Annotated in this window: 20 protein-coding genes; 8 read left to right on the top strand and 12 right to left on the bottom strand. The window is 60.7% G+C overall.

Features of this window, described 5'->3' with window-relative positions; translation table 11 throughout:
- Positions 1-64 precede the first annotated feature (64 nt).
- From ACXRVY_RS00865 to ACXRVY_RS00835, 7 genes are all read right to left on the bottom strand, one after another.
- Positions 65-898, bottom strand: coding sequence for an AraC family ligand binding domain-containing protein (locus ACXRVY_RS00865; RefSeq protein ID WP_458236951.1), 834 nt, complete (start codon positions 896-898; stop codon positions 65-67).
- Between the two features lie 4 nt (positions 899-902).
- The gene (locus ACXRVY_RS00860) at positions 903-1,922 is read right to left on the bottom strand and encodes a hydrolase (protein WP_411740675.1); all 1,020 of its coding nucleotides are present in this window, start codon (positions 1,920-1,922) and stop codon (positions 903-905) included.
- 73 nt (positions 1,923-1,995) lie between these two features.
- Positions 1,996-3,441, bottom strand: coding sequence for a M16 family metallopeptidase (locus ACXRVY_RS00855; protein WP_223456663.1), 1,446 nt, complete (start codon positions 3,439-3,441; stop codon positions 1,996-1,998).
- The gene (locus ACXRVY_RS00850) at positions 3,434-4,780 is read right to left on the bottom strand and encodes a M16 family metallopeptidase (RefSeq protein ID WP_223456665.1); all 1,347 of its coding nucleotides are present in this window, start codon (positions 4,778-4,780) and stop codon (positions 3,434-3,436) included. Before ACXRVY_RS00850 ends, ACXRVY_RS00855 begins: the two co-directional genes overlap by 8 nt.
- 125 nt (positions 4,781-4,905) lie before the next feature.
- Entirely contained in the window at positions 4,906-5,502 is a 597-nt protein-coding gene (gene rsmD / locus ACXRVY_RS00845; RefSeq protein WP_223456668.1) for a 16S rRNA (guanine(966)-N(2))-methyltransferase RsmD, read from the bottom strand.
- Positions 5,502-6,992: a M16 family metallopeptidase gene (locus ACXRVY_RS00840; protein ID WP_223456670.1), complete on the bottom strand. Its 1,491-nt coding sequence runs from the start codon at positions 6,990-6,992 to the stop codon at positions 5,502-5,504. The genes rsmD and ACXRVY_RS00840 overlap by 1 nt, the downstream gene beginning before the upstream one ends.
- Complete coding sequence (locus ACXRVY_RS00835; protein WP_223456672.1) at positions 6,985-8,340, bottom strand: M16 family metallopeptidase; 1,356 nt, start codon at positions 8,338-8,340, stop codon at positions 6,985-6,987. The genes ACXRVY_RS00840 and ACXRVY_RS00835 overlap by 8 nt, the downstream gene beginning before the upstream one ends.
- Before the next feature lie 343 nt (positions 8,341-8,683).
- Between ACXRVY_RS00835 and ftsY the strand changes: the two genes are divergently transcribed.
- The 4 genes from ftsY (at position 8,684) to rpoH (ending at position 12,862) form a co-directional block, all read left to right on the top strand.
- A complete protein-coding gene (gene ftsY / locus ACXRVY_RS00830) occupies positions 8,684-10,201 on the top strand; it encodes a signal recognition particle-docking protein FtsY (RefSeq protein ID WP_457265668.1) in 1,518 nt (505 codons plus the stop codon).
- Complete coding sequence (ftsE, locus tag ACXRVY_RS00825) at positions 10,198-10,869, top strand: cell division ATP-binding protein FtsE (protein WP_007975383.1); 672 nt, start codon at positions 10,198-10,200, stop codon at positions 10,867-10,869. The genes ftsY and ftsE overlap by 4 nt, the downstream gene beginning before the upstream one ends.
- Positions 10,866-11,888: a permease-like cell division protein FtsX gene (ftsX, locus tag ACXRVY_RS00820; protein ID WP_223456676.1), complete on the top strand. Its 1,023-nt coding sequence runs from the start codon at positions 10,866-10,868 to the stop codon at positions 11,886-11,888. The genes ftsE and ftsX overlap by 4 nt, the downstream gene beginning before the upstream one ends.
- 119 nt (positions 11,889-12,007) lie before the next feature.
- Positions 12,008-12,862 carry an RNA polymerase sigma factor RpoH gene (rpoH, locus tag ACXRVY_RS00815; protein WP_150725044.1) on the top strand — a complete coding sequence of 285 codons (855 nt, stop codon included), beginning with the start codon at positions 12,008-12,010 and terminating at the stop codon, positions 12,860-12,862.
- 163 nt (positions 12,863-13,025) lie between these two features.
- Here the strand turns inward: rpoH and mtgA are convergent, their stop codons facing one another.
- Complete coding sequence (gene mtgA, locus ACXRVY_RS00810; protein WP_223456678.1) at positions 13,026-13,748, bottom strand: monofunctional biosynthetic peptidoglycan transglycosylase; 723 nt, start codon at positions 13,746-13,748, stop codon at positions 13,026-13,028.
- Positions 13,749-13,822: 74 nt separating this feature from the next.
- On the opposite strand from mtgA, the gene ACXRVY_RS00805 reads away from it, so the two are divergent.
- The 4 genes from ACXRVY_RS00805 (at position 13,823) to trmB (ending at position 16,065) form a co-directional block, all read left to right on the top strand.
- The gene (locus ACXRVY_RS00805; protein WP_223456679.1) at positions 13,823-14,203 is read left to right on the top strand and encodes a DUF423 domain-containing protein; all 381 of its coding nucleotides are present in this window, start codon (positions 13,823-13,825) and stop codon (positions 14,201-14,203) included.
- A gap of 71 nt (positions 14,204-14,274) precedes the next feature.
- Positions 14,275-14,475: a sulfur carrier protein ThiS gene (gene thiS / locus ACXRVY_RS00800; RefSeq protein WP_007953386.1), complete on the top strand. Its 201-nt coding sequence runs from the start codon at positions 14,275-14,277 to the stop codon at positions 14,473-14,475.
- Positions 14,476-14,535: 60 nt separating this feature from the next.
- Positions 14,536-15,330 (top strand): thiazole synthase, encoded by a 795-nt coding sequence (locus ACXRVY_RS00795; RefSeq protein WP_223456680.1) that lies wholly within the window; start codon positions 14,536-14,538, stop codon positions 15,328-15,330.
- 9 nt (positions 15,331-15,339) lie between these two features.
- A complete protein-coding gene (trmB, locus tag ACXRVY_RS00790) occupies positions 15,340-16,065 on the top strand; it encodes a tRNA (guanosine(46)-N7)-methyltransferase TrmB (RefSeq protein ID WP_223456681.1) in 726 nt (241 codons plus the stop codon).
- 116 nt (positions 16,066-16,181) lie between these two features.
- Here trmB and ACXRVY_RS00785 read toward each other — a convergent pair whose 3' ends face one another.
- From ACXRVY_RS00785 to ACXRVY_RS00770, 4 genes are read right to left on the bottom strand one after another with little or no spacing between them, the layout of a single operon-like run.
- Positions 16,182-16,505 carry a DUF3392 domain-containing protein gene (locus tag ACXRVY_RS00785; protein ID WP_007987827.1) on the bottom strand — a complete coding sequence of 108 codons (324 nt, stop codon included), beginning with the start codon at positions 16,503-16,505 and terminating at the stop codon, positions 16,182-16,184.
- 22 nt (positions 16,506-16,527) lie between these two features.
- Positions 16,528-17,733: a radical SAM family heme chaperone HemW gene (hemW, locus tag ACXRVY_RS00780; RefSeq protein WP_223456682.1), complete on the bottom strand. Its 1,206-nt coding sequence runs from the start codon at positions 17,731-17,733 to the stop codon at positions 16,528-16,530.
- The gene (rdgB, locus tag ACXRVY_RS00775; protein ID WP_223456683.1) at positions 17,730-18,326 is read right to left on the bottom strand and encodes an RdgB/HAM1 family non-canonical purine NTP pyrophosphatase; all 597 of its coding nucleotides are present in this window, start codon (positions 18,324-18,326) and stop codon (positions 17,730-17,732) included. The genes hemW and rdgB overlap by 4 nt, the downstream gene beginning before the upstream one ends.
- Positions 18,323-18,757: a DUF4426 domain-containing protein gene (locus ACXRVY_RS00770; protein WP_223456684.1), complete on the bottom strand. Its 435-nt coding sequence runs from the start codon at positions 18,755-18,757 to the stop codon at positions 18,323-18,325. Before ACXRVY_RS00770 ends, rdgB begins: the two co-directional genes overlap by 4 nt.
- Between the last annotated feature and the right edge of the window lie 23 nt (positions 18,758-18,780).

The following is an 18,780-nucleotide window of genomic DNA, read 5'->3' as shown; positions in this document are numbered from 1 at the left end:
GCCGCCATCGCGAGCAAGCTCGCTCCCACAGGGATGGATGGTGTTTGTGAGACCTTGTTAAACCTCAAGTCCCCCGCTTTGCACTGCGATACGCCCCCGGCCCAACCCCATACACTTGCTTGAACTGCCGGCTCAGATGGCTCTGGTCGGCAAACCCAAGTTGCATTGCGACTTCCAGCGGTAAACAACCACTTTGCAGCAACGTCCGCGCCCGGGCGATGCGCTGTTGCATCAGCCAGGTGTGTGGCGGCRTGCCGGTGGCGCGGCGGAACACTCGGGCGAAATGGAATGGCGAGAGATTGACCGCCGCCGCCAGTGTCTCCAGTGAGGGCGGTGCTGCCAGTTGCGCCTGCAGCAATTCCTTGGCCAGGCTCACGGCCCGGTGTTCCTTGCCGGGTTTGCCGGCATCGGGCACCGCCGCATGACGCTGCAACAGCGACAGCACCAGTTCGCGCCAGACCGTTTGTTGCTGCAATGCGGTGGCGGGGCTTTCCAGCAGGCGGTGGAGTTGGCAGAAACCGTTCACCAGATCCTGATCGCGATACAGCGTGGCACCGAAGGCCGGCAAGTGGTGGGTCGGCAATTCGAGTTCGGCCAGCAGCGAGGTTATCTGTCCGCTGTCCGGATAAAACGCCCGGTACAGCCAGCCATCCTCGGTACCTTTATGACCGGTGTGCAATTCATCGGGGTTGATCAGCACCAGCGTGCCGCTGCCCGCCAGGTGTTCGGCACCGCGATAACGATAACGCTGGGCGCCGGCCATGATCATGCCGATCACATAGCCGTCATGCACATGGKGCGCGAAACGATGATCGATGTAGCGGGCGGACAACAACTCGACCCCGGCCAGTGGTGCGGTTTGCCAGAAATGAATCGACTCGCCCTGATCGCTGACCATGGCTTTACTTGCGAGCCACGGCGGCCAGCCACTCGGGGATGCGCCGTTCCAGGTAGTAACCCGGTTGCCTGAGCGTGCCGTCTACGAATCCGACGTGCCCGCCCTTGGCTTGCAGTTCAAATTGCGTACAGGCGGACAATTCATCGACGTGCGGCAGGCTGTGGGGAAATACGAAGGGGTCGTCGGCCGCCTGAATCATCAGGGTCGGGGTGCGAATTTCGCCGAGGAAGTAGCGGCTCGATGCGCGGCGATAGTAATCCTCGGCATCGACAAAGCCGTTCAGCGGTGCGGTAACCCGGCCATCGAAATCCCAGAACGTGCGCATGTTTTCCAGTGAGCCAAGTGCGGCCAATGCGGCCAGGCCATCCTCGTGTCCGTCATGCTGGAACTGCCGCTGTTTGTTCTTGATGTAGGCGAGCATCTCGCGCATGAAATGCGCCTGATAGACCTTTGAGAAACCCTGGTCGATACGGTCGGCGCAGTGGTCCAGGCGGAACGGCACCGACACCGCCACGGCGCCCATCAAGTCGCTGTCGGTACCGGTTTCGCCCAAATGCTTGAGCAGGATATTGCCGCCCAATGAGTAGCCGACAGCATACAGCGGAGCGAGAGGCCGTTTGGCCCGCAAGTGCCTGATGGTTTCGGCCAGGTCTTCGCTGGCGCCGGAATGGTAGCTGCGCGGCAACAGGTTGGGTTCGCCTGAACAGCCGCGCCAGTTCAACGCGACACTGGCCCAACCCCGCTCGCCCAAGGCTTTTTGCATGCCGGCGACATAAGGCGAATTCGAGGAGCCGGTGAGCCCGTGCAACACGAGCACCAAGGGTGCGTCGGCGCTGTGCGGGCCGTGCCAGTCGAGATCGAGAAAATCGCCGTCTTCAAGCCAGAGACGTTCGCGTTCGCGGCCGATGTGCACGGTTTTACGCCACAGAGGCCCCCACAAGGTTTGCAAGTGCGGATTGCCGATGCCAAAGGCGGGGGTAAAGGACGGCGGTGAGGCCAGTGTGGGGTGCGATTGCACAGTCATTCTCGGTGGAAGTGTTCATGAGTCTGCCCGAAGACGCGGCGGGACAGCGCCGCAACCGCGTCATCATGGCTCTCTAACTTGCCACAATCTCGCCAGGTGCGCGACACATGGAATTGGTTGCGCTTTCGCTTGGAGCCGGCAGCGGTTGTTGATCTGTCTTCGGCCCCAGGATGACAGCGCGCCATTGGTCGGCGTGGTAATGCCGGTTGAGTGCGCTTTTGATTGATACAAGGTTCAGCTTCAAGGCGGCTTGCATGGCGAAGTCGAGGTCCAGCGGCAGATTGTGGGCGCTGATGGCGTACAACTGGCTCAGAATCTGCGCATTGGTAGCGCTGCCCAACGGCGCGCTACCGGTCAGTTGCTGTTGGATGTCTTCGAGTTCCTGTTGGGTCGGCCCTTGGGCGAGGAAGTCGTTGAACATCGTCTTGATATGGGCCAGCACGGCATCGGCCTGCTCTGGTCGGGTCTGCAAATCAATGGTCAGTAACCCCTGCGCCTGAAGGGCTGAAAGGTCGGCTTCAACGTGGTAGGTCAGGCCTCGGCGTTCACGCAGTTCATTGGTCAGACGGTTGGTGAAAACCCGCATGGCCATCTGAAGCGCGACGTAGTCCGGACTGTTTCGCAGGACACTTGGCTGGGCAAGGCGTAGATAAGCCTGGGTCGATGGTCGCTCAACGCGTAGCAGACCTGGAGCGGCCGGACTTGTCACTGGCTGGATCGCGGCAGTGGCCGGTCCCAGGGGCAAGGCCGCGGATATCTGCGCACCGATGCGCTGGGCTTCTTCCTCGGTGAGGTCACCAACCAGTGTGATCTGGGCATTGCCCGCGGCATAAGCCTCGCGATAAAAGTCTTGCACCTGGGTGCGGGTGACGGAGGTCAGTCCGGCCCTGGTTCCGTAGAAGGACTGAGCATAACCGTGCTCGGGAAACAACTGACCGAGGTTCGCTTGTCGGGCTTGAGCGGCATGGGACTGATCTTCAAGGTCCAGAAAGTACTGCAATTGGGATTTCACCGTAGGCAGGGACTCTTGCGGCAACAGCGGCTTGCCGAGTACCTGGGCAAACAGTTCCAGGGCTGGAGCGCGCCGTGATTCGTCACTCAGGCTACGCAGGGAAAACCAGGTCCGGTCCTGGCTGATATCCATACCCATCCTGGCACCCAGATTGTCGAACGTCGCCTGTATGGCGTTGACGTCCTTGCCAGCTACGCCCTCATTCAAAAGGCTATAGGTGACCGCGGCCAGGCCGGGTTGATGCGGGGTGTGGGCGCTGCCGGCAGCAAAACTCACCAAGGCATCAAACATTGGCAGGCCAGGGGTGTGGATGAACAGGATCTTCGTTCCACTGAGCGTTTTGTAACCCTTGATCGACAGCGTGCGCTGGGTCGCCGGAGTCTGTGGTTCATTGAGCGATTGCAGCACTGGTTTCTGGGGCGCCGTGGTTGCAACGGCAGGGGCCTGCGCACTCAACAGCATGCCGGCCAGGATCAATCCACTGATGAGGCCTTTGAGCTTATCCATTGTTTTTCTCCGGCAAGATTGTCGCGGTACTCAGGCGCTCACGCGTCAGGTAAGTCTTTGCGACCTGTTGAATATCCAGGGGGGTGACCTTGTTCAGCTCATCGGTATCCTGATCGGCCAGCCGCCAGTCCAGGCCGATGGTTTCCAGCAGGCCCAAGGTGTTGGCCTGTTCTTCCAGATCATCCTGCGCATAAACCGAGTTAGCGATCAGGAGGTTTTTCGCGCGCTCCAGTTCTGCCGGTTCCGGTGCCTTGCTCTTCAGTGATTCGATCACTTGCCACAGGCGGGCGAGGGCTTCGTCAGCGTCACTGAGCTTGTCCGGGTTGAGCTGGGTGCTGATGGTCAGTAACGAATCGCCGCGATTGAAGGCGTCGTACGCTGAGTCGGCCTCGGTGAATATCGCCTCGCCCAGTTGCAGTTGCTGTTTGATCCGCGCGCTACTGGACCCGGCCAGTAACATATCGAGCAGGCGCAGGGCATGGGCGGTCCGATGATCCGGTGCCGTGGTCAGGCTGGGCGCGTTGAAACTCATGATCAGGCGCGGGGATGCTATGGGTGCATACAGGGTCAGTGACCGTTCTCCGGCAGAAGCCAGCTCGACAGGGGTAGGCGCCACAGGTGTCGCACGTCGCTCAAGGTGGCCGAAGTGCTGCTGTGCCAGGGTCTTGATCCGCTCAGGTGCAACATCGCCAACGACTACCAGCGTCGCATTGTCCGGTGAATACCAGGCCTGATACCACTGCTGCAATTGCACGGCATTCATGCGTTGCAGGTCGTGCATCCAGCCGATTGTCGGGGTTCGGTAGCCGCTGGCCGGGTAGGCGATGCTGTTCAGTCGTTCTTGAGCCAGCGCGATGATTTCATCATCAAAGTGCATCCGACGCTCCTCCTGAATGACCTTGAGCTCCTGTGTAAAGTCCTGTGCATCCAGCTCGGCCGTACTCATCAGATCGGCCAGTATTTCAAAAGCGACGCCAGTGCGGCCGGAAGGCAGTGTCTGGTAAAAGACCGTGAAATCGGTGCCGGTAAATGCGTTTTCGCTGGCGCCCAGTTTTTTCAGTATCGCCGCGAACTCTCCGGCGCAGGCCTTGCTGCTGCCTTTGTAGACCATATGTTCGAGGGCGTGGGACAGGCCGGACTGGCCGGGAGGCTCGTAGCTTGCACCGACCTTGATCCAGAGCTGGGCGGTAACGATGGGCGAGCGATGGTCCTCGCGCACGATAACCTTGAGGCCGTTGTCCAGTACGAAGTCTTGCGTCGCGGGGGGTGTCGCCGCGCTGGCCATGAGCGGTAGCCAGGCGATAAAGGGCAGCATAAATAGGCTGCGGGAGATGTTCATCCGTGTTCATCCTCAGTGGTTTGCAGGTAATTGCGCAAACCACTGTGGATGATCCGTAAGGGCGTCAGGTGGTAACTATGTAGTGCACCTCACAACCAGGCTGGGGCAGTCGTCTCGCTGAAATGTCAGGCGTTGCGCTGCCACAACGAGTAATACACGCGTCCGGATTTCTGCTCCCGGTGCAGGCGCCAGTTCTCCGGCAGGCCCAGGGTCGACGGCGCCGACTCGCTTTCGGTGTACACCCAGGCGTCTTCGGCCAGCCATTGGCGCTCTTCGAGCAACTTGCAAACGGCGGGCAGCAGGTTCTGGTTGAATGGCGGGTCGAGGAACACCAGGTCGTAGGCCGTCGCGGTCTGGGTTTCCAGGTAGCGCAGGGCATCGGCAGTCTGGACCTGGCCGTTGGTGCACCGCAGCGTCCCCAGGTGCTCTTTCAGGCTGGACACCGCGATACTGCTGGCGTCCAGCGCCTGACCCATGGCCGCGCCACGGGACAGTGCTTCAAGGAACAGCGCGCCGCTGCCGGTGAACGGGTCGAGCACCTTGGCGCCCGGCACGTAAGGCGCGAGCCAGTTGAACAGGGTTTCACGCACGCGATCCGGCGTCGGGCGCAGGCCAGGGGCGTCGGGGAAGCTCAGCTTCCGGCTGCGCCATTCGCCGCCGATGATGCGCAGCTGGTTCACGCCGTTATGGACGTTTTTGGCGGGTTTTTTAGGATGGGCCATTAATGCTCCGGAACCCCGAGCGGCTGCTCGGAAGGTTTATCAGTAGGGGCCGGTAACGGCTTTTGCGGCACGGTCGGGCCAGCGCTGACGATGACCATCTTGTCCGTGCCCAGGTGTTTGTTCATGGCGGCTTTGACCTGCTCGACGGTCAAGGCCTGGGACTGTTGCATGAAGTCTTCCAGGTGACTCAGCGGCAGGTTGTAGAAACCGATGGCGCCCAGCTGACCGACGATATCGGCGTTGCTCGCGGTGGACAGCGGGAAGCTGCCGGCCAGTTCGCGCTTGGCGTCGTCCAGCTCTTTTTCGGTCGGGCCGGTTTTAAGGTAGTCGGCCAACACATCCTGCACCAGTTTCAGGGTGCCTTCGCTCATCTCGGCGCGGGTTTGCAGGTTGATCATGAATGGGCCGCGCGCCTGCATCGGGGTAAAGCCCGAATACACGCCGTAAGTCAGGCCACGCTTCTCGCGCACTTCGCTCATCAGACGGGTGCCGAAGCCGCCGCCACCGAGAATCTGGTTGCCCATGGACAACGCCGCGTAGTCCGGGTCGTCGCGGTCGATGCCCAATTGCGCGAGCATCAGGTTGGTCTGCTTGGACGGGAACTCGATATGGCCGACGCTGGCCTTGGGCTCGACCGGTTGCGCGATTTTCGCCAGCGCCGGGCCTTTGGGCAGGGCGCTGGACACCTGGGCGGCAATCGCTTCGGCTTCCGCGCGGGACAGGTCGCCGACCAGTGCGATCACCACGTTACCGGCCGCGTAGGCTTTCTCGTGGAAAGCCCGCAGCTGTGCCTGGGTAATCGCCGGGATGGTTTTCGCCGTGCCGTCGCTGGCGTGTGCGTATGGGTGATCACCGTACAAGCGGTTCATCAGTTCCAGGCTCGCCAGTTTGCCGGGATTCTGTTTCTGGTATTCGAAACCGGCGAGCATCTGGTTCTTGATGCGGGCAAACGAGTCGGCGGGGAAGGTCGGTTTGCCGACGACTTCGGCGAACAGCTTCAAGGCCGTCTCGCGCTTGTCCCGGTCACTGAGGCTGCGCAGCGACGCGATGGCCATGTCCTTGTAGGCACCGTTGCCAAAGTCGGCGCCCAGGCCTTCGAAACCCTGGGCAATGGCACCGACGTCTTTGCCGGCCACGCCTTCGTTGAGCATGGCGTTGGTCAACACCGCCACGCCCGGTGCATCGCCGTCCTGGCTGCTGCCGGCGGCGAAGATCAGGCGCATGTCGAACATCGGCAGCTCATGGGCTTCGACGAACAGCACTTTCGCACCTTCGGCAGTGCTCCAGGTTTGTACGTCCAGCTGGCGGTGGCCCGGTGCCTTGCCGTTGAGTTCGGTCAGCGATTGCAGTTTCTGGCTGGCCTTGGCCTTGTCCAGGGCTTCGCTGGCACTGGTTTCGCCAGAACGCGACAAATAGAACGCGGCGGAACCGAAAACGGCAACGGCGACCAGGCCGATCAGGGCCAGGCGAGAGGGTTTACGCTCACTCATGAGTCGTCTCCAGAGGCAGTACATGGGCGACGCTGAGACGTTCGCGGGTGAAATACAGCTTGGCGGCTTTCTGGATGTCTTGCGGCGTGACGCTTTCCAGATCGGCCAGTTCGGTGTCCATCAGCTTCCATGACAGGCCGACGGTTTCCAGTTGGCCGATGGCGGTGGCCTGGCTGGTGATCGAGTCACGCTCGAAGACCAGGCCGGCGATGACTTGTGCGCGTACCCGTTCCAGCTCTTCAGCGGTTGGCGCCGTGGTTTTAAGCTGGTCGAGCAGCTTCCACAATCCGGCTTGCGCCTGGGCGATGGTCTTGTGTTTCTGTGAGTTTGGCGATGCCGACAGGGTGAAGAGGCTGTCGCCACGGGTGTAGGCGTCGTAACTCGACGAGCCGCCGGACACCAGTTCTTCTCCGCGCTCCAGTTGCGTCGGGATGCGTCCGCTGTAGCCGCCGTCGAGCAGCGCCGAGATCAGGCGCAGGGCATTGACCAGGCGTTTGTCGTCGGTGGTGGCGATGCTTGGCACGTTGAAGGCCAGCATCAGGCTAGGCAGTTGGGTCTGCACATGCAGGGTGATCTGGCGCTCGCCCGGCTCGGCCAGTTCCAGCGGTTTTTTCGCGGCGGGCACTTCACGCTTGGCGATCGGGCCGAAGTAGCGTTGGGCCAGGGTTTTGACTTCGTCCGGGGTGACATCGCCAACCACCACCAGCGTGGCGTTGTTGGGCACGTACCAGGTTTCGTACCAGTGGCGCAGTTCTTCGACTTTCATCCGTTCAAGGTCGGCCATCCAGCCGATGGTCGGCGTGTGGTAGCCGCTGGCCGGGTAGGCCATGGCCTTGAAGCGCTCGTAGGCCTTGGACATCGGCTTGTCGTCGGTGCGCAGGCGACGCTCTTCCTTGATGACTTCGATTTCCTTGGCGAACTCGTCGGGCGGCAGGCGCAGGCTGGCCATGCGGTCGGCTTCCAGCTCGAAGGCTACGCCCAGGCGATCCCGGGCCAGCACCTGGTAGTACGCGGTGAAGTCGTCGCTGGTGAATGCATTCTCTTCGGCGCCGAGGTCGCGCAGGATCAGCGAGGCTTCGCCAGGGCCAACCTTCTCGCTACCCTTGAACATCATGTGTTCCAGAGCGTGGGACAGGCCGGTATTACCCGGCGTCTCGTAGCTGGAGCCGACCTTGTACCAGACCTGGGAAACCACCACGGGCGCACGGTGGTCCTCACGCACGACCACCTTCAGGCCATTGTCGAGGGTGAATTCGTGGGTGGGTTGCGGGTCGGCGGCCAGGGCCGAAAGGGGTAGGCAAACTGTGCTGAGCAGCAGGCCTGCGGCGCGGCGGGCAAGAGCATTCATTCGTTTTTAAACCTTTGGGGCTGCCCGCTTGGTCTTAGCCTAGGCGGGCGAGGAGGTGCTAGGATACTGATCCGGTTTACTGGCGGCCACGCCTATCAGGCCTTTGACCGGCCTTCGGGTTGTATGGGTTACCGGCAGAAACTTTGAGTTTGTCAGCTAAACTCTGCGTTTTCGCCGACGATGCCGTTCCAGTCCTTCGTATTAGTCGACCTTTGAGGCGCCGTTGGCACCTCGACAAAATGTTGCGCGTGAACAAGCTGGGTCAATCGCAGTCTGTTCTGCATCGAATATTTATTTGCCGGGGCGCCATTGGCGCGTCGCTACTGTGAGATAGCCGTCCTCCATGTTTGGTTCCAACGACGACAAGAAGACCCCAGCTGCGGCTGGCGAGAAAAAAAGCCTGTTCGGATGGCTGCGCAAAAAGCCGCAGGAACCCGTCGTCGAACAGCCACAAGCCATTCCTGAACCAGCGCCGGCACCGGTCCCGGTAATAGAAGAAGCGTCTGCATCGGTTGCTCTGCCGATTGCCGAGCCGGTGCTGCAGACGCAGGCCGAAGTCGTCGCCGAACCTGCCCGTGAAATCATCGAGCAACCGCTGACCAGCGCTGCCGAGCCGTGGCTGACCTTGCCCGTGGCGGAAGAGCCCGTGGCACTGGTCGAGAATGACCTGGCCCCTCACGTGACACCGCAGATACCGGCCCCGGCTGAGTTTGCGCCGGCCCCGGTTCATGCGCCTGAGATCGAGCCGGTGGTGGCGCCAGTCGTTGTGGCTGAGCCTGCACCTGCACCGGTTGTAATCGAACCGGTAGCCCCGATTGTTGCTGCACCTGCACCTGCACCTGCACCTGCACCTGCACCTGCACCTGCTCCCGCTCCCGCCCTCGCTCCCATCGAAACCCCGGTCCAGCCAGTGCGCACCGAAGAAACCAAAGCCGGTTTCTTCGCCCGTCTCAAGCAGGGCCTGTCCAAGACCAGCGCCAGTATCGGCGAAGGCATGGCCAGCCTGTTTCTGGGCAAGAAGGTCATCGATGACGAACTGCTGGAAGACCTCGAAACCCGCTTGCTGACCGCCGACGTCGGTGTCGAAGCCACTTCGGTGATCATCCAGCGTCTGACGCAGAAAGTCGCACGCAAAGAGCTGGCCGACGCCGATGCCCTGTACAAATCCCTGCAGGCCGAGCTGGCGGCCATGCTCAAGCCTGTCGAGCAGCCGCTTAAAGTCACCTCGCAGAACAAGCCGTTCGTGATTCTGGTCGTCGGCGTCAACGGTGCCGGCAAGACCACCACCATCGGCAAACTGGCGAAGAAGCTGCAGCTGGAAGGCAAGAAAGTCATGCTCGCCGCTGGCGACACCTTCCGCGCCGCGGCGGTGGAGCAGTTGCAGGTCTGGGGCGAGCGCAACAAGATCCCGGTGATCGCGCAGCACACTGGCGCCGACTCGGCTTCGGTGATCTTCGACGCCGTGCAGGCCGCCAAGGCCCGTGGTATCGATGTGTTGATCGCCGACACCGCCGGCCGCCTGCACACCAAAGACAATCTGATGGAAGAGCTGAAGAAGGTTCGCCGGGTGATCGGCAAGCTCGACGCCGACGCACCTCACGAAGTGCTGTTGGTGCTTGACGCTGGTACCGGCCAGAACGCCATCAACCAGGCCAAGCAATTCAACCAGACCGTCGAGCTGACTGGCCTGGCGCTGACCAAGCTCGATGGCACAGCGAAAGGTGGGGTGATTTTCGCCCTGGCCAAGCAATTCGGCCTGCCGATCCGCTACATCGGCGTCGGCGAAGGCATCGACGATTTGCGTACCTTTGAAGCAGAACCCTTTGTCCAGGCATTGTTTGCCGAGCGGGAGCGTTCATGATTCGTTTCGAACAGGTCGGTAAGCGCTACCCGAACGGTCACGTCGGCTTGCATGAGCTGAGCTTTCGAGTCCGTCGTGGCGAGTTTCTGTTTGTCACCGGCCATTCCGGCGCCGGTAAAAGCACCTTGTTACGGCTGTTGCTGGCCATGGAGCGCCCGACCAGCGGCAAATTGCTGCTCGCCGGGCAAGACCTGAGCACCATCAGCAATGCGCAGATACCTTTCTTGCGCCGGCAGATCGGTGTGGTGTTCCAGAATCACCAGTTGCTGTTCGATCGCACGGTGTTCAACAACGTTGCATTGCCATTGCAGATCCTGGGCCTGTCCAAGGCCGAGATCGCCAAGCGCGTGGACTCGGCACTGGAGCGCGTGGCGCTGTCGGATAAAACCGATCTGTACCCGGGCGACCTGTCCACCGGTCAGCAGCAGCGCGTCGGCATCGCCCGCGCCATCGTCCACCGTCCGGCCTTGCTGTTGGCGGACGAACCGACCGGTAACCTCGACCCGCGTCTGGCCGCCGAGATCATGGGTGTGTTCGAAGACATCAATCGCCTGGGTACCAGCGTGCTGATCGCCAGTCATGACCTGGCCCTGATCGCCCGCATGCGCCATCGCATGCTGACGCTACAACGCGGTCGATTGATCGGTGACGGGGAGGCCGCGGTATGAGCGCAACACGTAGCCCCAAGGTTTCCGAGCGTGTGGCCCCGAAGGCCGCCGATCCGCAGCCGCAAAAGAAAAAACGCGATGATGACGACGGGCCGGACTTTGCTACGTTGTTCCGCGCCTGGATCGAAAGTCATCGCGCCAGTCTGGTGGACAGCCTGCGCCGCCTGGGCAAGCAGCCTGTCGGCAGTTTTTTCACCTGCATGGTGATGGCGGTGGCCCTGAGTTTGCCCATGGGGCTGTCACTTTTGCTAAGTAATGTCGAGCGTCTGGGTGGTTCCTGGCAGCGTGCGGCGCAGATTTCCCTGTACCTGGACCTTGAGGCCAAGCCGGCGGAAGGCGAATCGCTGCGTGATCAGATCAAGGGAATGCCTGGCGTCGCCGATGCCGAATACGTTGGCCGGGATCAGGCGCTGGAAGAGTTCCAGAAACAGTCCGGGCTGGGCGAGGCGCTAAAGGAGTTGCCGGAGAACCCGCTGCCGGGCGTGGTCCTGGTGACGCCGAACGAAGTCGACAAGCCGGCCCTTGAAGCATTAAGACAAAAACTATCCGAGCTGCCGAAGGTACAACAGGCGCAACTTGATTTAGTCTGGGTCGAGCGTCTGGCAGCCATCCTCAAGCTGGGTGATCGATTTGTCTTCGGTCTGACCGTGCTTCTGGTTTCTGCATTACTTTTGGTGATAGGCAATACCATTCGTCTTCATATTGAAAACCGCCGCACAGAGATAGAAGTGATTAAACTGGTCGGCGGCACTGACAGCTATGTACGCAGGCCCTTTCTATATATGGGCGCGCTGTATGGCTTCGGTGCGGGGATTCTGTCCTGGGGCGTACTGGCGTTCGGCCTTGATTGGCTGAACGACGCGGTGGTAGGGCTGGCCGGTTTGTACGGCAGTGATTTTGCACTGGCTGGAGTGCCAGTTGCCGACGGTCTGTCTCTCTTGCTTGGCGCGGTGCTGTTGGGGTATATCGGTGCATGGATTGCAGTCGCACGCCACCTGAGGGAGCTTGCGCCTAAGTAGTATCATTTTGCTCGTATTGACCTTTCAGCGTTTTTGGGTTTTGGGAACTTGTCTTTCGGTTTCCGGTCAATTTTCGCAGTGCTGAACTGCACGAGTTTGTAAGTCGGAGGTTTTTTCGTATGACCAATTCTTTGCAACCTGCATATGCTCTGGTCCCGGGTGCGAACCTGGAGGCCTATGTGCACACCGTCAACAGCATTCCATTGCTGTCGCCGGAGCAGGAGCGTGAACTGGCCGAGAGTCTCTATTATGAGCAGGATTTGGGGGCGGCTCGGCAGATGGTGCTCGCCCACCTGCGTTTTGTCGTACATATCGCCCGTAGCTATTCCGGCTACGGCCTGGCCCAGGCTGACCTGATCCAGGAAGGCAACGTCGGCCTGATGAAAGCCGTGAAGCGTTTCAACCCGGAAATGGGCGTGCGCCTGGTGTCCTTTGCCGTGCACTGGATCAAGGCGGAAATCCACGAATTCATCCTGCGCAACTGGCGCATCGTGAAAGTCGCGACCACAAAGGCCCAGCGCAAGCTGTTCTTCAACCTGCGCAGCCAGAAGAAACGTCTGGCCTGGTTGAATAACGAGGAAGTCCACCGTGTGGCGGAAAGCCTCGGTGTTGAGCCTCGGGAAGTGCGCGAGATGGAAAGTCGCCTGACCGGCCATGACATGGCCTTCGACCCGGCTGCCGAAGCGGATGACGACAGTGCTTTCCAGTCGCCGGCCAACTATCTGGAAGACCACCGGTACGACCCGGCCCGTCAACTGGAAGACGCCGACTGGAGCGACAACTCCAACCACAACCTGCACGAAGCGCTGGAAGTGCTGGACGACCGCAGCCGTGACATCCTCTATCAGCGCTGGCTGGCGGAAGAAAAAGCCACGCTGCACGACCTGGCGCAGAAGTACAACGTGTCGGCCGAGCGTATTCGCCAGCTCGAGAAGAGTGCGATGAACAAGCTCAAAGTGTCGATCGCTGCGTAACTGGCGAGCAGGCAATAAAAAACGCCCCGATCGTTGATCCTGTGGGGGCGAGCTTGCTCGCGATGAGGTCCGAACATTCAATATAAAAGTTGAATGTCAGGCCGCAATCGCGAGCAAGCTCGCTCCCACAGGGATCTTCAGTGTTTCAATAAATGGTGATCGGTTATTCGGCCCAAGGCGCCCGGCGTGAATCGTTCAGTCCGACCAGATAGCTATCCCCGCCCAGTTGGCTCATCTGCCGTCGAATCCACCCTGCACGCCGCGAAACGTAGGAAGTCGGATGGCTGGCACTCCAGACTCGCGGGTTGGGCAGGACGGCGGCGAGCAGGCTCGACTGCTGGCGGCTGAGGCCTTTTGCACTCACACCAAAGTGATGTCGGGCGGCCGCTTCGGCGCCAAACACGCCGTCATCCCACTCGACGCTGTTGAGGTACACCTCAAGAATTCGCTGCTTTGGCCAAAACACTTCGATCAATGCAGTAAACCAGGCCTCCAGGCCTTTGCGCAGCCAGCTGCGTCCGGACCACAAGAACAGATTTTTCGACACTTGCTGGCTGAGGGTGCTGGCGCCACGGATCGAACCGCCGCGCTCGTTATGGGCAAACGCCGCCTGAATCGCGCCGATATCGAAGCCCCAGTGCTCCGGAAATTTCTGGTCTTCGCCGGCAATCACCGCGACTTTCAGGTCATCGGAGATCTCGTCCCAGGGTTTCCAGGTCCGTTGCAGGTCAATGGGTTCGCCATCGAACCAGGATTCGATCTTGCGCTCGACCATCAATGCGGTCCCCGGTGGCGGCACCACGCGAAAGATCAGCACCAGCAATACGCTGCCACCCATGAACCAGAGCACGGCATTGGTGAAACGACGGAAATAGATACGCAGCATAGAGATGGCTTGGCCGAACCCGTTGAGCAGGCCATTATACAGACCCTGTTGATCGAGTCTGACTGGAGTTCTGCATGCTGCGTGGCTTTCTGATGCTGGCCGCTTTTTTCGGCTTCACCGGTGTCGGCCTCGGCGCCTTTGCCGCCCATGGCCTGAAAAACCGCCTGAGCGCCGAGTACATGGCAATTTTCCACACGGGCGTCACCTATCAACTGGTACATACCCTGGCATTACTGGGCGTCGCATTCCTGGCCACGCAGATTCCCGGCCGCCTGATCACCTGGGCCGGCGCATCGTTTGCCATCGGTATCCTGCTGTTCTCCGGCAGCCTGTATGTTTTGACGCTGACGGGCCTCAGCAAGTTCGGCATCATCACCCCGTTCGGTGGCCTGGCCTTCCTGGTGGGCTGGTTTTGCCTGGGGTTAGCCGCCTGGCGCTTGCAACTTACCGCTTGACGCTTGTTGCTGACCTTTAGGTCATGATCGGGCTAGAATGCCAGCCCCTAAAAATGATGGCGGCATCCGGCATGCGCATTCAGTTGAACGGCGAATCCTTTGAACTGCCCGACGGTGAAACCGTTGCGGCCCTGCTGACCCGTCTGGATCTGACCGGACGCCGGGTGGCGGTCGAACTCAATCTGGATATCGTCCCGCGCAGTCAGCACGCAGACACCACGTTGAACGACGGCGACAACGTCGAAGTGGTGCACGCCATCGGTGGCGGCTAGCAACCTCGGCCGAGTGGCCACAGAATTCTGCAAGTACCTCACCCCTATAGAGGATTTCCCATGAGCATCGTTCGCAGCGACAAGCCTTTCGTCCTGGCCGGTCGTACTTACCAGTCGCGTTTGCTGGTCGGTACCGGCAAGTACCGTGACATGGAAGAAACCCGCCTGGCCATCGAAGCCTCGGGTGCCGAGATCGTCACCTTCGCCGTGCGTCGCACCAACCTTGGCCAGATCGAGGGCGAGCCGAACCTGCTCGAAGTGCTGTCGCCGGATCGCTACACCTTCCTGCCGAACACCGCCGGTTGCTACGACGCTATCGAGGCCGTGCGCACTTGCCGCCTGGCCCGTGAGCTGCTCGATGGCCACAACCTGGTGAAGCTGGAAGTGCTGGCCGATCAGAAAACCCTGTTCCCCAACGTGATCGAAACCCTCAAGGCCGCCGAAACGCTGGTCAAGGAAGGCTTCGACGTGATGGTCTACACCAGTGATGACCCGATCATCGCCCGTCAATTGGCGGAAATCGGCTGTATCGCGGTGATGCCGCTGGCTGGTCTGATCGGTTCGGGCCTGGGGATCTGCAACCCGTACAATCTGCAAATCATCCTGGAAGAAGCCAAAATCCCGGTGCTGGTGGATGCCGGTGTCGGTACCGCGTCCGACGCCACCATTTCCATGGAGCTGGGTTGTGATGCGGTGCTGATGAACTCGGCCATCGCCCACGCCCAGCAGCCGGTCATGATGGCTGAAGCCATGAGACATGCCATCGTCGCAGGCCGCCTGGCCTACCTCGCTGGCCGCATGCCGAAAAAACTCTATGCCAGCGCCTCTTCGCCGCTGGATGGTCTGATCAAGTAAGAGCCATTGATGACTGAATCGAACGACACGCCTATCCAGACGGAAGAAGGCGACGAGCGCCAACACCGCCGCATCAAAAGTTTCGTGATGCGCGCCGGGCGCATGACCGAAGGCCAGCAAAAGGGCCTGGAGCAGGGCACTCCGCTGTTCGTGCTGCCGCTGGCTGATGCGCCGGTGGACTTCGACCAGGTGTTCGGTCGCTCGGCACCGCGCTCGCTGGAAATCGGTTTCGGCATGGGCCACTCGCTGCTGGAAATGGCAGCGGCTGCGCCGGATCAGGATTTCATCGGCGTCGAAGTGCACCGTCCGGGTGTCGGTGCGCTGCTCAATGGCGTGCTGACGCAAGGCCTGACCAACCTGCGGGTCTACGATTGCGACGCGATCGAAGTGCTCAACCGCTGCGTGGCCGATAACAGCCTCGATCGCCTGATGCTGTTTTTCCCGGACCCGTGGCACAAGAGCCGTCACCACAAGCGTCGTATCGTTCAGGCGTCCTTCGCTGAGCTGGTGCGCAGCAAGTTGAAGGTCGGCGGCATTCTGCACATGGCCACCGATTGGGAACCGTACGCCGAATACATGCTGGAAGTGATGAGCGTCGCGCCGGGTTACCGCAATCTTGCCGAAGACGGCAAGTGCGTACCGCGCCCGGCCGAGCGGCCGATCACCAAGTTCGAACGCCGTGGCGAACGTCTTGGGCATGGCGTGTGGGATTTGAAGTTCGAGAAGTTGGCGTAAAACCTGTGGGAGCGAGCTTGCTCGCGATGGCGGCCTGACAGTCAACATWGATGTTGAATGTGATGGCCTCATCGCGAGCAAGCTCGCTCCCACAGTTGTCTGTGTGTGCCGCAGGATCAGCGGCGGTCAGCGACCACGCCAATCAACACCAACACCACCAGCAACACTGGCGCCAGGCTGTAGTTGTTGAACTGGCTCAGGCCGCGCACGACCCACGGCGTGGCGTAGATCAGTGCCGCGCCGCTACCGATCATGCACAGCAGGGACATCAGCGGCACGCGCAATGCGCCGGCGATGCTGCCCAGACGCTGCTCGACCCAGCCTTTGAAATCCGCACCGAACAGCACCAGCAGGCAACCCACCAGGGCCAGGGCGATTTCCGAGAGGTTGCTGCGGCTCCAGCGAGACACGGTGGCAAGCAGGTCGAGTACCAAATCCATTCGTTTTCCCTTAAGGCTGAAATCAGCTCAGAAATTTCTGCAGCAAGTCGTTGAGGAAGAGTTGTCCGCGCTCGGTGGCTACCAGACGTGACGGTTCGACCTGCAACAGGCCGCTTTGTTCGGCTTCACGGCGGCCCTCAGCAAGGCTTTCCAGCGTCATGCCGGTACGTTCCGGGTACAGCCGCGATTCGACGCCTTCAGTCAGGCGCAGCGCGTTCATCAGGAATTCGAACGGCATTTCATCATTGGTCAGCGCTTTCTCGCCAGCCTGGAAGCTTTTCGCCGGATTCAGGTAGTCCTTCGGCAGGCGGGTCTTCCAGGTGCGAATGATGCGCCCGTCCGGATGGCTGAGCTTGCCATGGGCGCCCGCGCCGATGCCGATGAAGTCGCCAAAACTCCAGTAATTGAGGTTATGACGCGCCGGGCGACCTGGCAGGGCATAGGCCGAGACTTCGTATTGCGCGTAACCGTGTTCAGCCAACAACGCTTGCCCGGCTTCCTGAATGTCCCACAGCGTGTCGTCTTCCGGCAGCGTTGGCGGCTGGTTCCAGAACACCGTGTTCGGTTCCAGGGTCAGTTGATACCACGACAGGTGTGTCGGTTTCAGGGCGATGGCTGTGCGCAGGTCCGCCAGGGCATCATCCAGGGACTGGTTCGGCAAGCCATGCATCAAGTCCAGGTTGAAGTTGTCGAACCCGGCCTGTCGCGCCATGCCGGCGGCACGTACGGCTTCGTCACCGTTGTGAATCCGCCCCAGGGCCTCGAGTTTTTCTTGCTGGAAACTCTGGATGCCGATCGACAGGCGATTGATCCCCAGTTTCCGGTACGCCACGAACTTGTCTTGCTCGAACGTCCCCGGATTGGCTTCCAGCGTGATTTCGATGTCGCTGGCAAACGGGATGCGCTGTTCGACGCCTTTGAGCAAGCGACCCAGCGAATCAGCACTGAACAGGCTTGGCGTGCCGCCCCCAAAGAAAATCGAGCTCAGCTCACGACCATAAACGGCGTGCAGGTCTTGATCGAGATCGGCCAGCAAGGCGTCGACGTACTCTTCTTCCGGCAGCACGGGGCTGGCGGTGTGGGAGTTGAAGTCGCAATAAGGGCATTTGCGTACGCACCACGGGATGTGGATGTACAGCGCCAGGGGTGGCAGCACAGGCAGCGCTGCCCTGGGCGTTTGTGCGGCGCCACCGAAGATCAGTGGCTTTGCTGCGGAATCGTGGGTCATTTCAAGCCCAGACGCTGGCGCAGCAGATCCATTGCACGGGCGCGGTGGCTGATCTGGTTCTTGTCGCTTGGGCTCAGTTCGGCGCTGGAGCAATCGCGCTCCGGCACCCAGAACAGCGGGTCGTAGCCGAAACCGTGTTCGCCGCTGGCCTCGGTCAGGATGCGCCCGTGCCACAAACCTTCGCAGAGGATCGGCAACGGATCATCGGCGTGACGCACCAAGGCCAGCACGCAGACGAACTGCGCGCTACGTTCTGCTTCAGGCACATCTTTCAGCACGTCGAGCAGTTTGGCGTTGTTCGCCGCATCGCCCTTGCCGTCGGCATAACGCGCCGAGTAGATGCCTGGCGCGCCGCCCAGGAAATCCACCGCCAGCCCGGAATCGTCGGCCAGCGCCGGCAGGCCGGAAATGCGCGCGGCATTGCGGGCTTTCAGGATCGCGTTCTCGACGAACGACAGGCCGGTTTCTTCAGGCTCGACGCTGCTGAACTCGCCAATCGAGCGCAGATGCACCGATTCACCGAGCATGGCCTGGAGCTCCTTGAGTTTGCCGGCGTTATGGCTGGCCAATACGAGTTGTGTGAAGTTGATCATTGGCCGGGGAAGAGCTCTTGGTTGAAATTGATGGTGTTGATTTTGTCGCCGGTCTGCACCTTGATGTCGAAGGTGCGGGTTTCCTGCTGCGGTACCGGGAATTGGGCGATGTAGTAGATCGCACCTTGTTCAGTGATCTGGCGGAACTTCAGGTCCACACTTTGGCTGGTCAGGTCTTTGACCGTACCGCTGACCTGCGCCATCTGCGGTTTGCCGTCCTTGAGCACCGCAATGTTGATCACGCCCTGGTTCTTGCTGCGGGTGAGTTCGGCGGACTTGGCAATGTCCGGTGTCAGGTAGGTGGAGTTGAAGGTGTTGTAGTGCACCGTCACGTCACCGAAGGTTTCCTTGCGCTCGCCCTTGATGGCGTCGGCGGCCATGGCGGTGACGCTCAGGCAGGCAGTGAGTAGAAGCAACGCTAGACGACCCATGATCGTTCTCCTTGAAATAGGGT

It is taken from the genome of Pseudomonas sp. P5_A2_2 (assembly GCF_054177685.1).
This window is presented reverse-complemented; position numbering and strand designations above follow the sequence as displayed.

Excerpts from the sequence above, each read along its gene's own strand:
- ACXRVY_RS00860 (WP_411740675.1), bottom strand. The coding sequence starts at position 1,922 with ATGACTGTGCAATCGCACCCCACACTGGCCTCACCGCCGTCCTTTACC.
- ACXRVY_RS00855 (WP_223456663.1), bottom strand. The coding sequence starts at position 3,441 with ATGGATAAGCTCAAAGGCCTCATCAGTGGATTGATCCTGGCCGGCATG.
- ACXRVY_RS00850 (WP_223456665.1), bottom strand. The coding sequence starts at position 4,780 with ATGAACATCTCCCGCAGCCTATTTATGCTGCCCTTTATCGCCTGGCTA.
- rsmD (WP_223456668.1), bottom strand. The coding sequence starts at position 5,502 with ATGGCCCATCCTAAAAAACCCGCCAAAAACGTCCATAACGGCGTGAAC.
- ACXRVY_RS00840 (WP_223456670.1), bottom strand. The coding sequence starts at position 6,992 with ATGAGTGAGCGTAAACCCTCTCGCCTGGCCCTGATCGGCCTGGTCGCC.
- ACXRVY_RS00835 (WP_223456672.1), bottom strand. The coding sequence starts at position 8,340 with ATGAATGCTCTTGCCCGCCGCGCCGCAGGCCTGCTGCTCAGCACAGTT.
- ftsY (WP_457265668.1), top strand. The coding sequence starts at position 8,684 with ATGTTTGGTTCCAACGACGACAAGAAGACCCCAGCTGCGGCTGGCGAG.
- ftsE (WP_007975383.1), top strand. The coding sequence starts at position 10,198 with ATGATTCGTTTCGAACAGGTCGGTAAGCGCTACCCGAACGGTCACGTC.
- ftsX (WP_223456676.1), top strand. The coding sequence starts at position 10,866 with ATGAGCGCAACACGTAGCCCCAAGGTTTCCGAGCGTGTGGCCCCGAAG.
- rpoH (WP_150725044.1), top strand. The coding sequence starts at position 12,008 with ATGACCAATTCTTTGCAACCTGCATATGCTCTGGTCCCGGGTGCGAAC.
- mtgA (WP_223456678.1), bottom strand. The coding sequence starts at position 13,748 with ATGCTGCGTATCTATTTCCGTCGTTTCACCAATGCCGTGCTCTGGTTC.
- ACXRVY_RS00805 (WP_223456679.1), top strand. The coding sequence starts at position 13,823 with ATGCTGCGTGGCTTTCTGATGCTGGCCGCTTTTTTCGGCTTCACCGGT.
- thiS (WP_007953386.1), top strand. The coding sequence starts at position 14,275 with ATGCGCATTCAGTTGAACGGCGAATCCTTTGAACTGCCCGACGGTGAA.
- ACXRVY_RS00795 (WP_223456680.1), top strand. The coding sequence starts at position 14,536 with ATGAGCATCGTTCGCAGCGACAAGCCTTTCGTCCTGGCCGGTCGTACT.
- trmB (WP_223456681.1), top strand. The coding sequence starts at position 15,340 with ATGACTGAATCGAACGACACGCCTATCCAGACGGAAGAAGGCGACGAG.
- ACXRVY_RS00785 (WP_007987827.1), bottom strand. The coding sequence starts at position 16,505 with ATGGATTTGGTACTCGACCTGCTTGCCACCGTGTCTCGCTGGAGCCGC.
- hemW (WP_223456682.1), bottom strand. The coding sequence starts at position 17,733 with ATGACCCACGATTCCGCAGCAAAGCCACTGATCTTCGGTGGCGCCGCA.
- rdgB (WP_223456683.1), bottom strand. The coding sequence starts at position 18,326 with ATGATCAACTTCACACAACTCGTATTGGCCAGCCATAACGCCGGCAAA.
- ACXRVY_RS00770 (WP_223456684.1), bottom strand. The coding sequence starts at position 18,757 with ATGGGTCGTCTAGCGTTGCTTCTACTCACTGCCTGCCTGAGCGTCACC.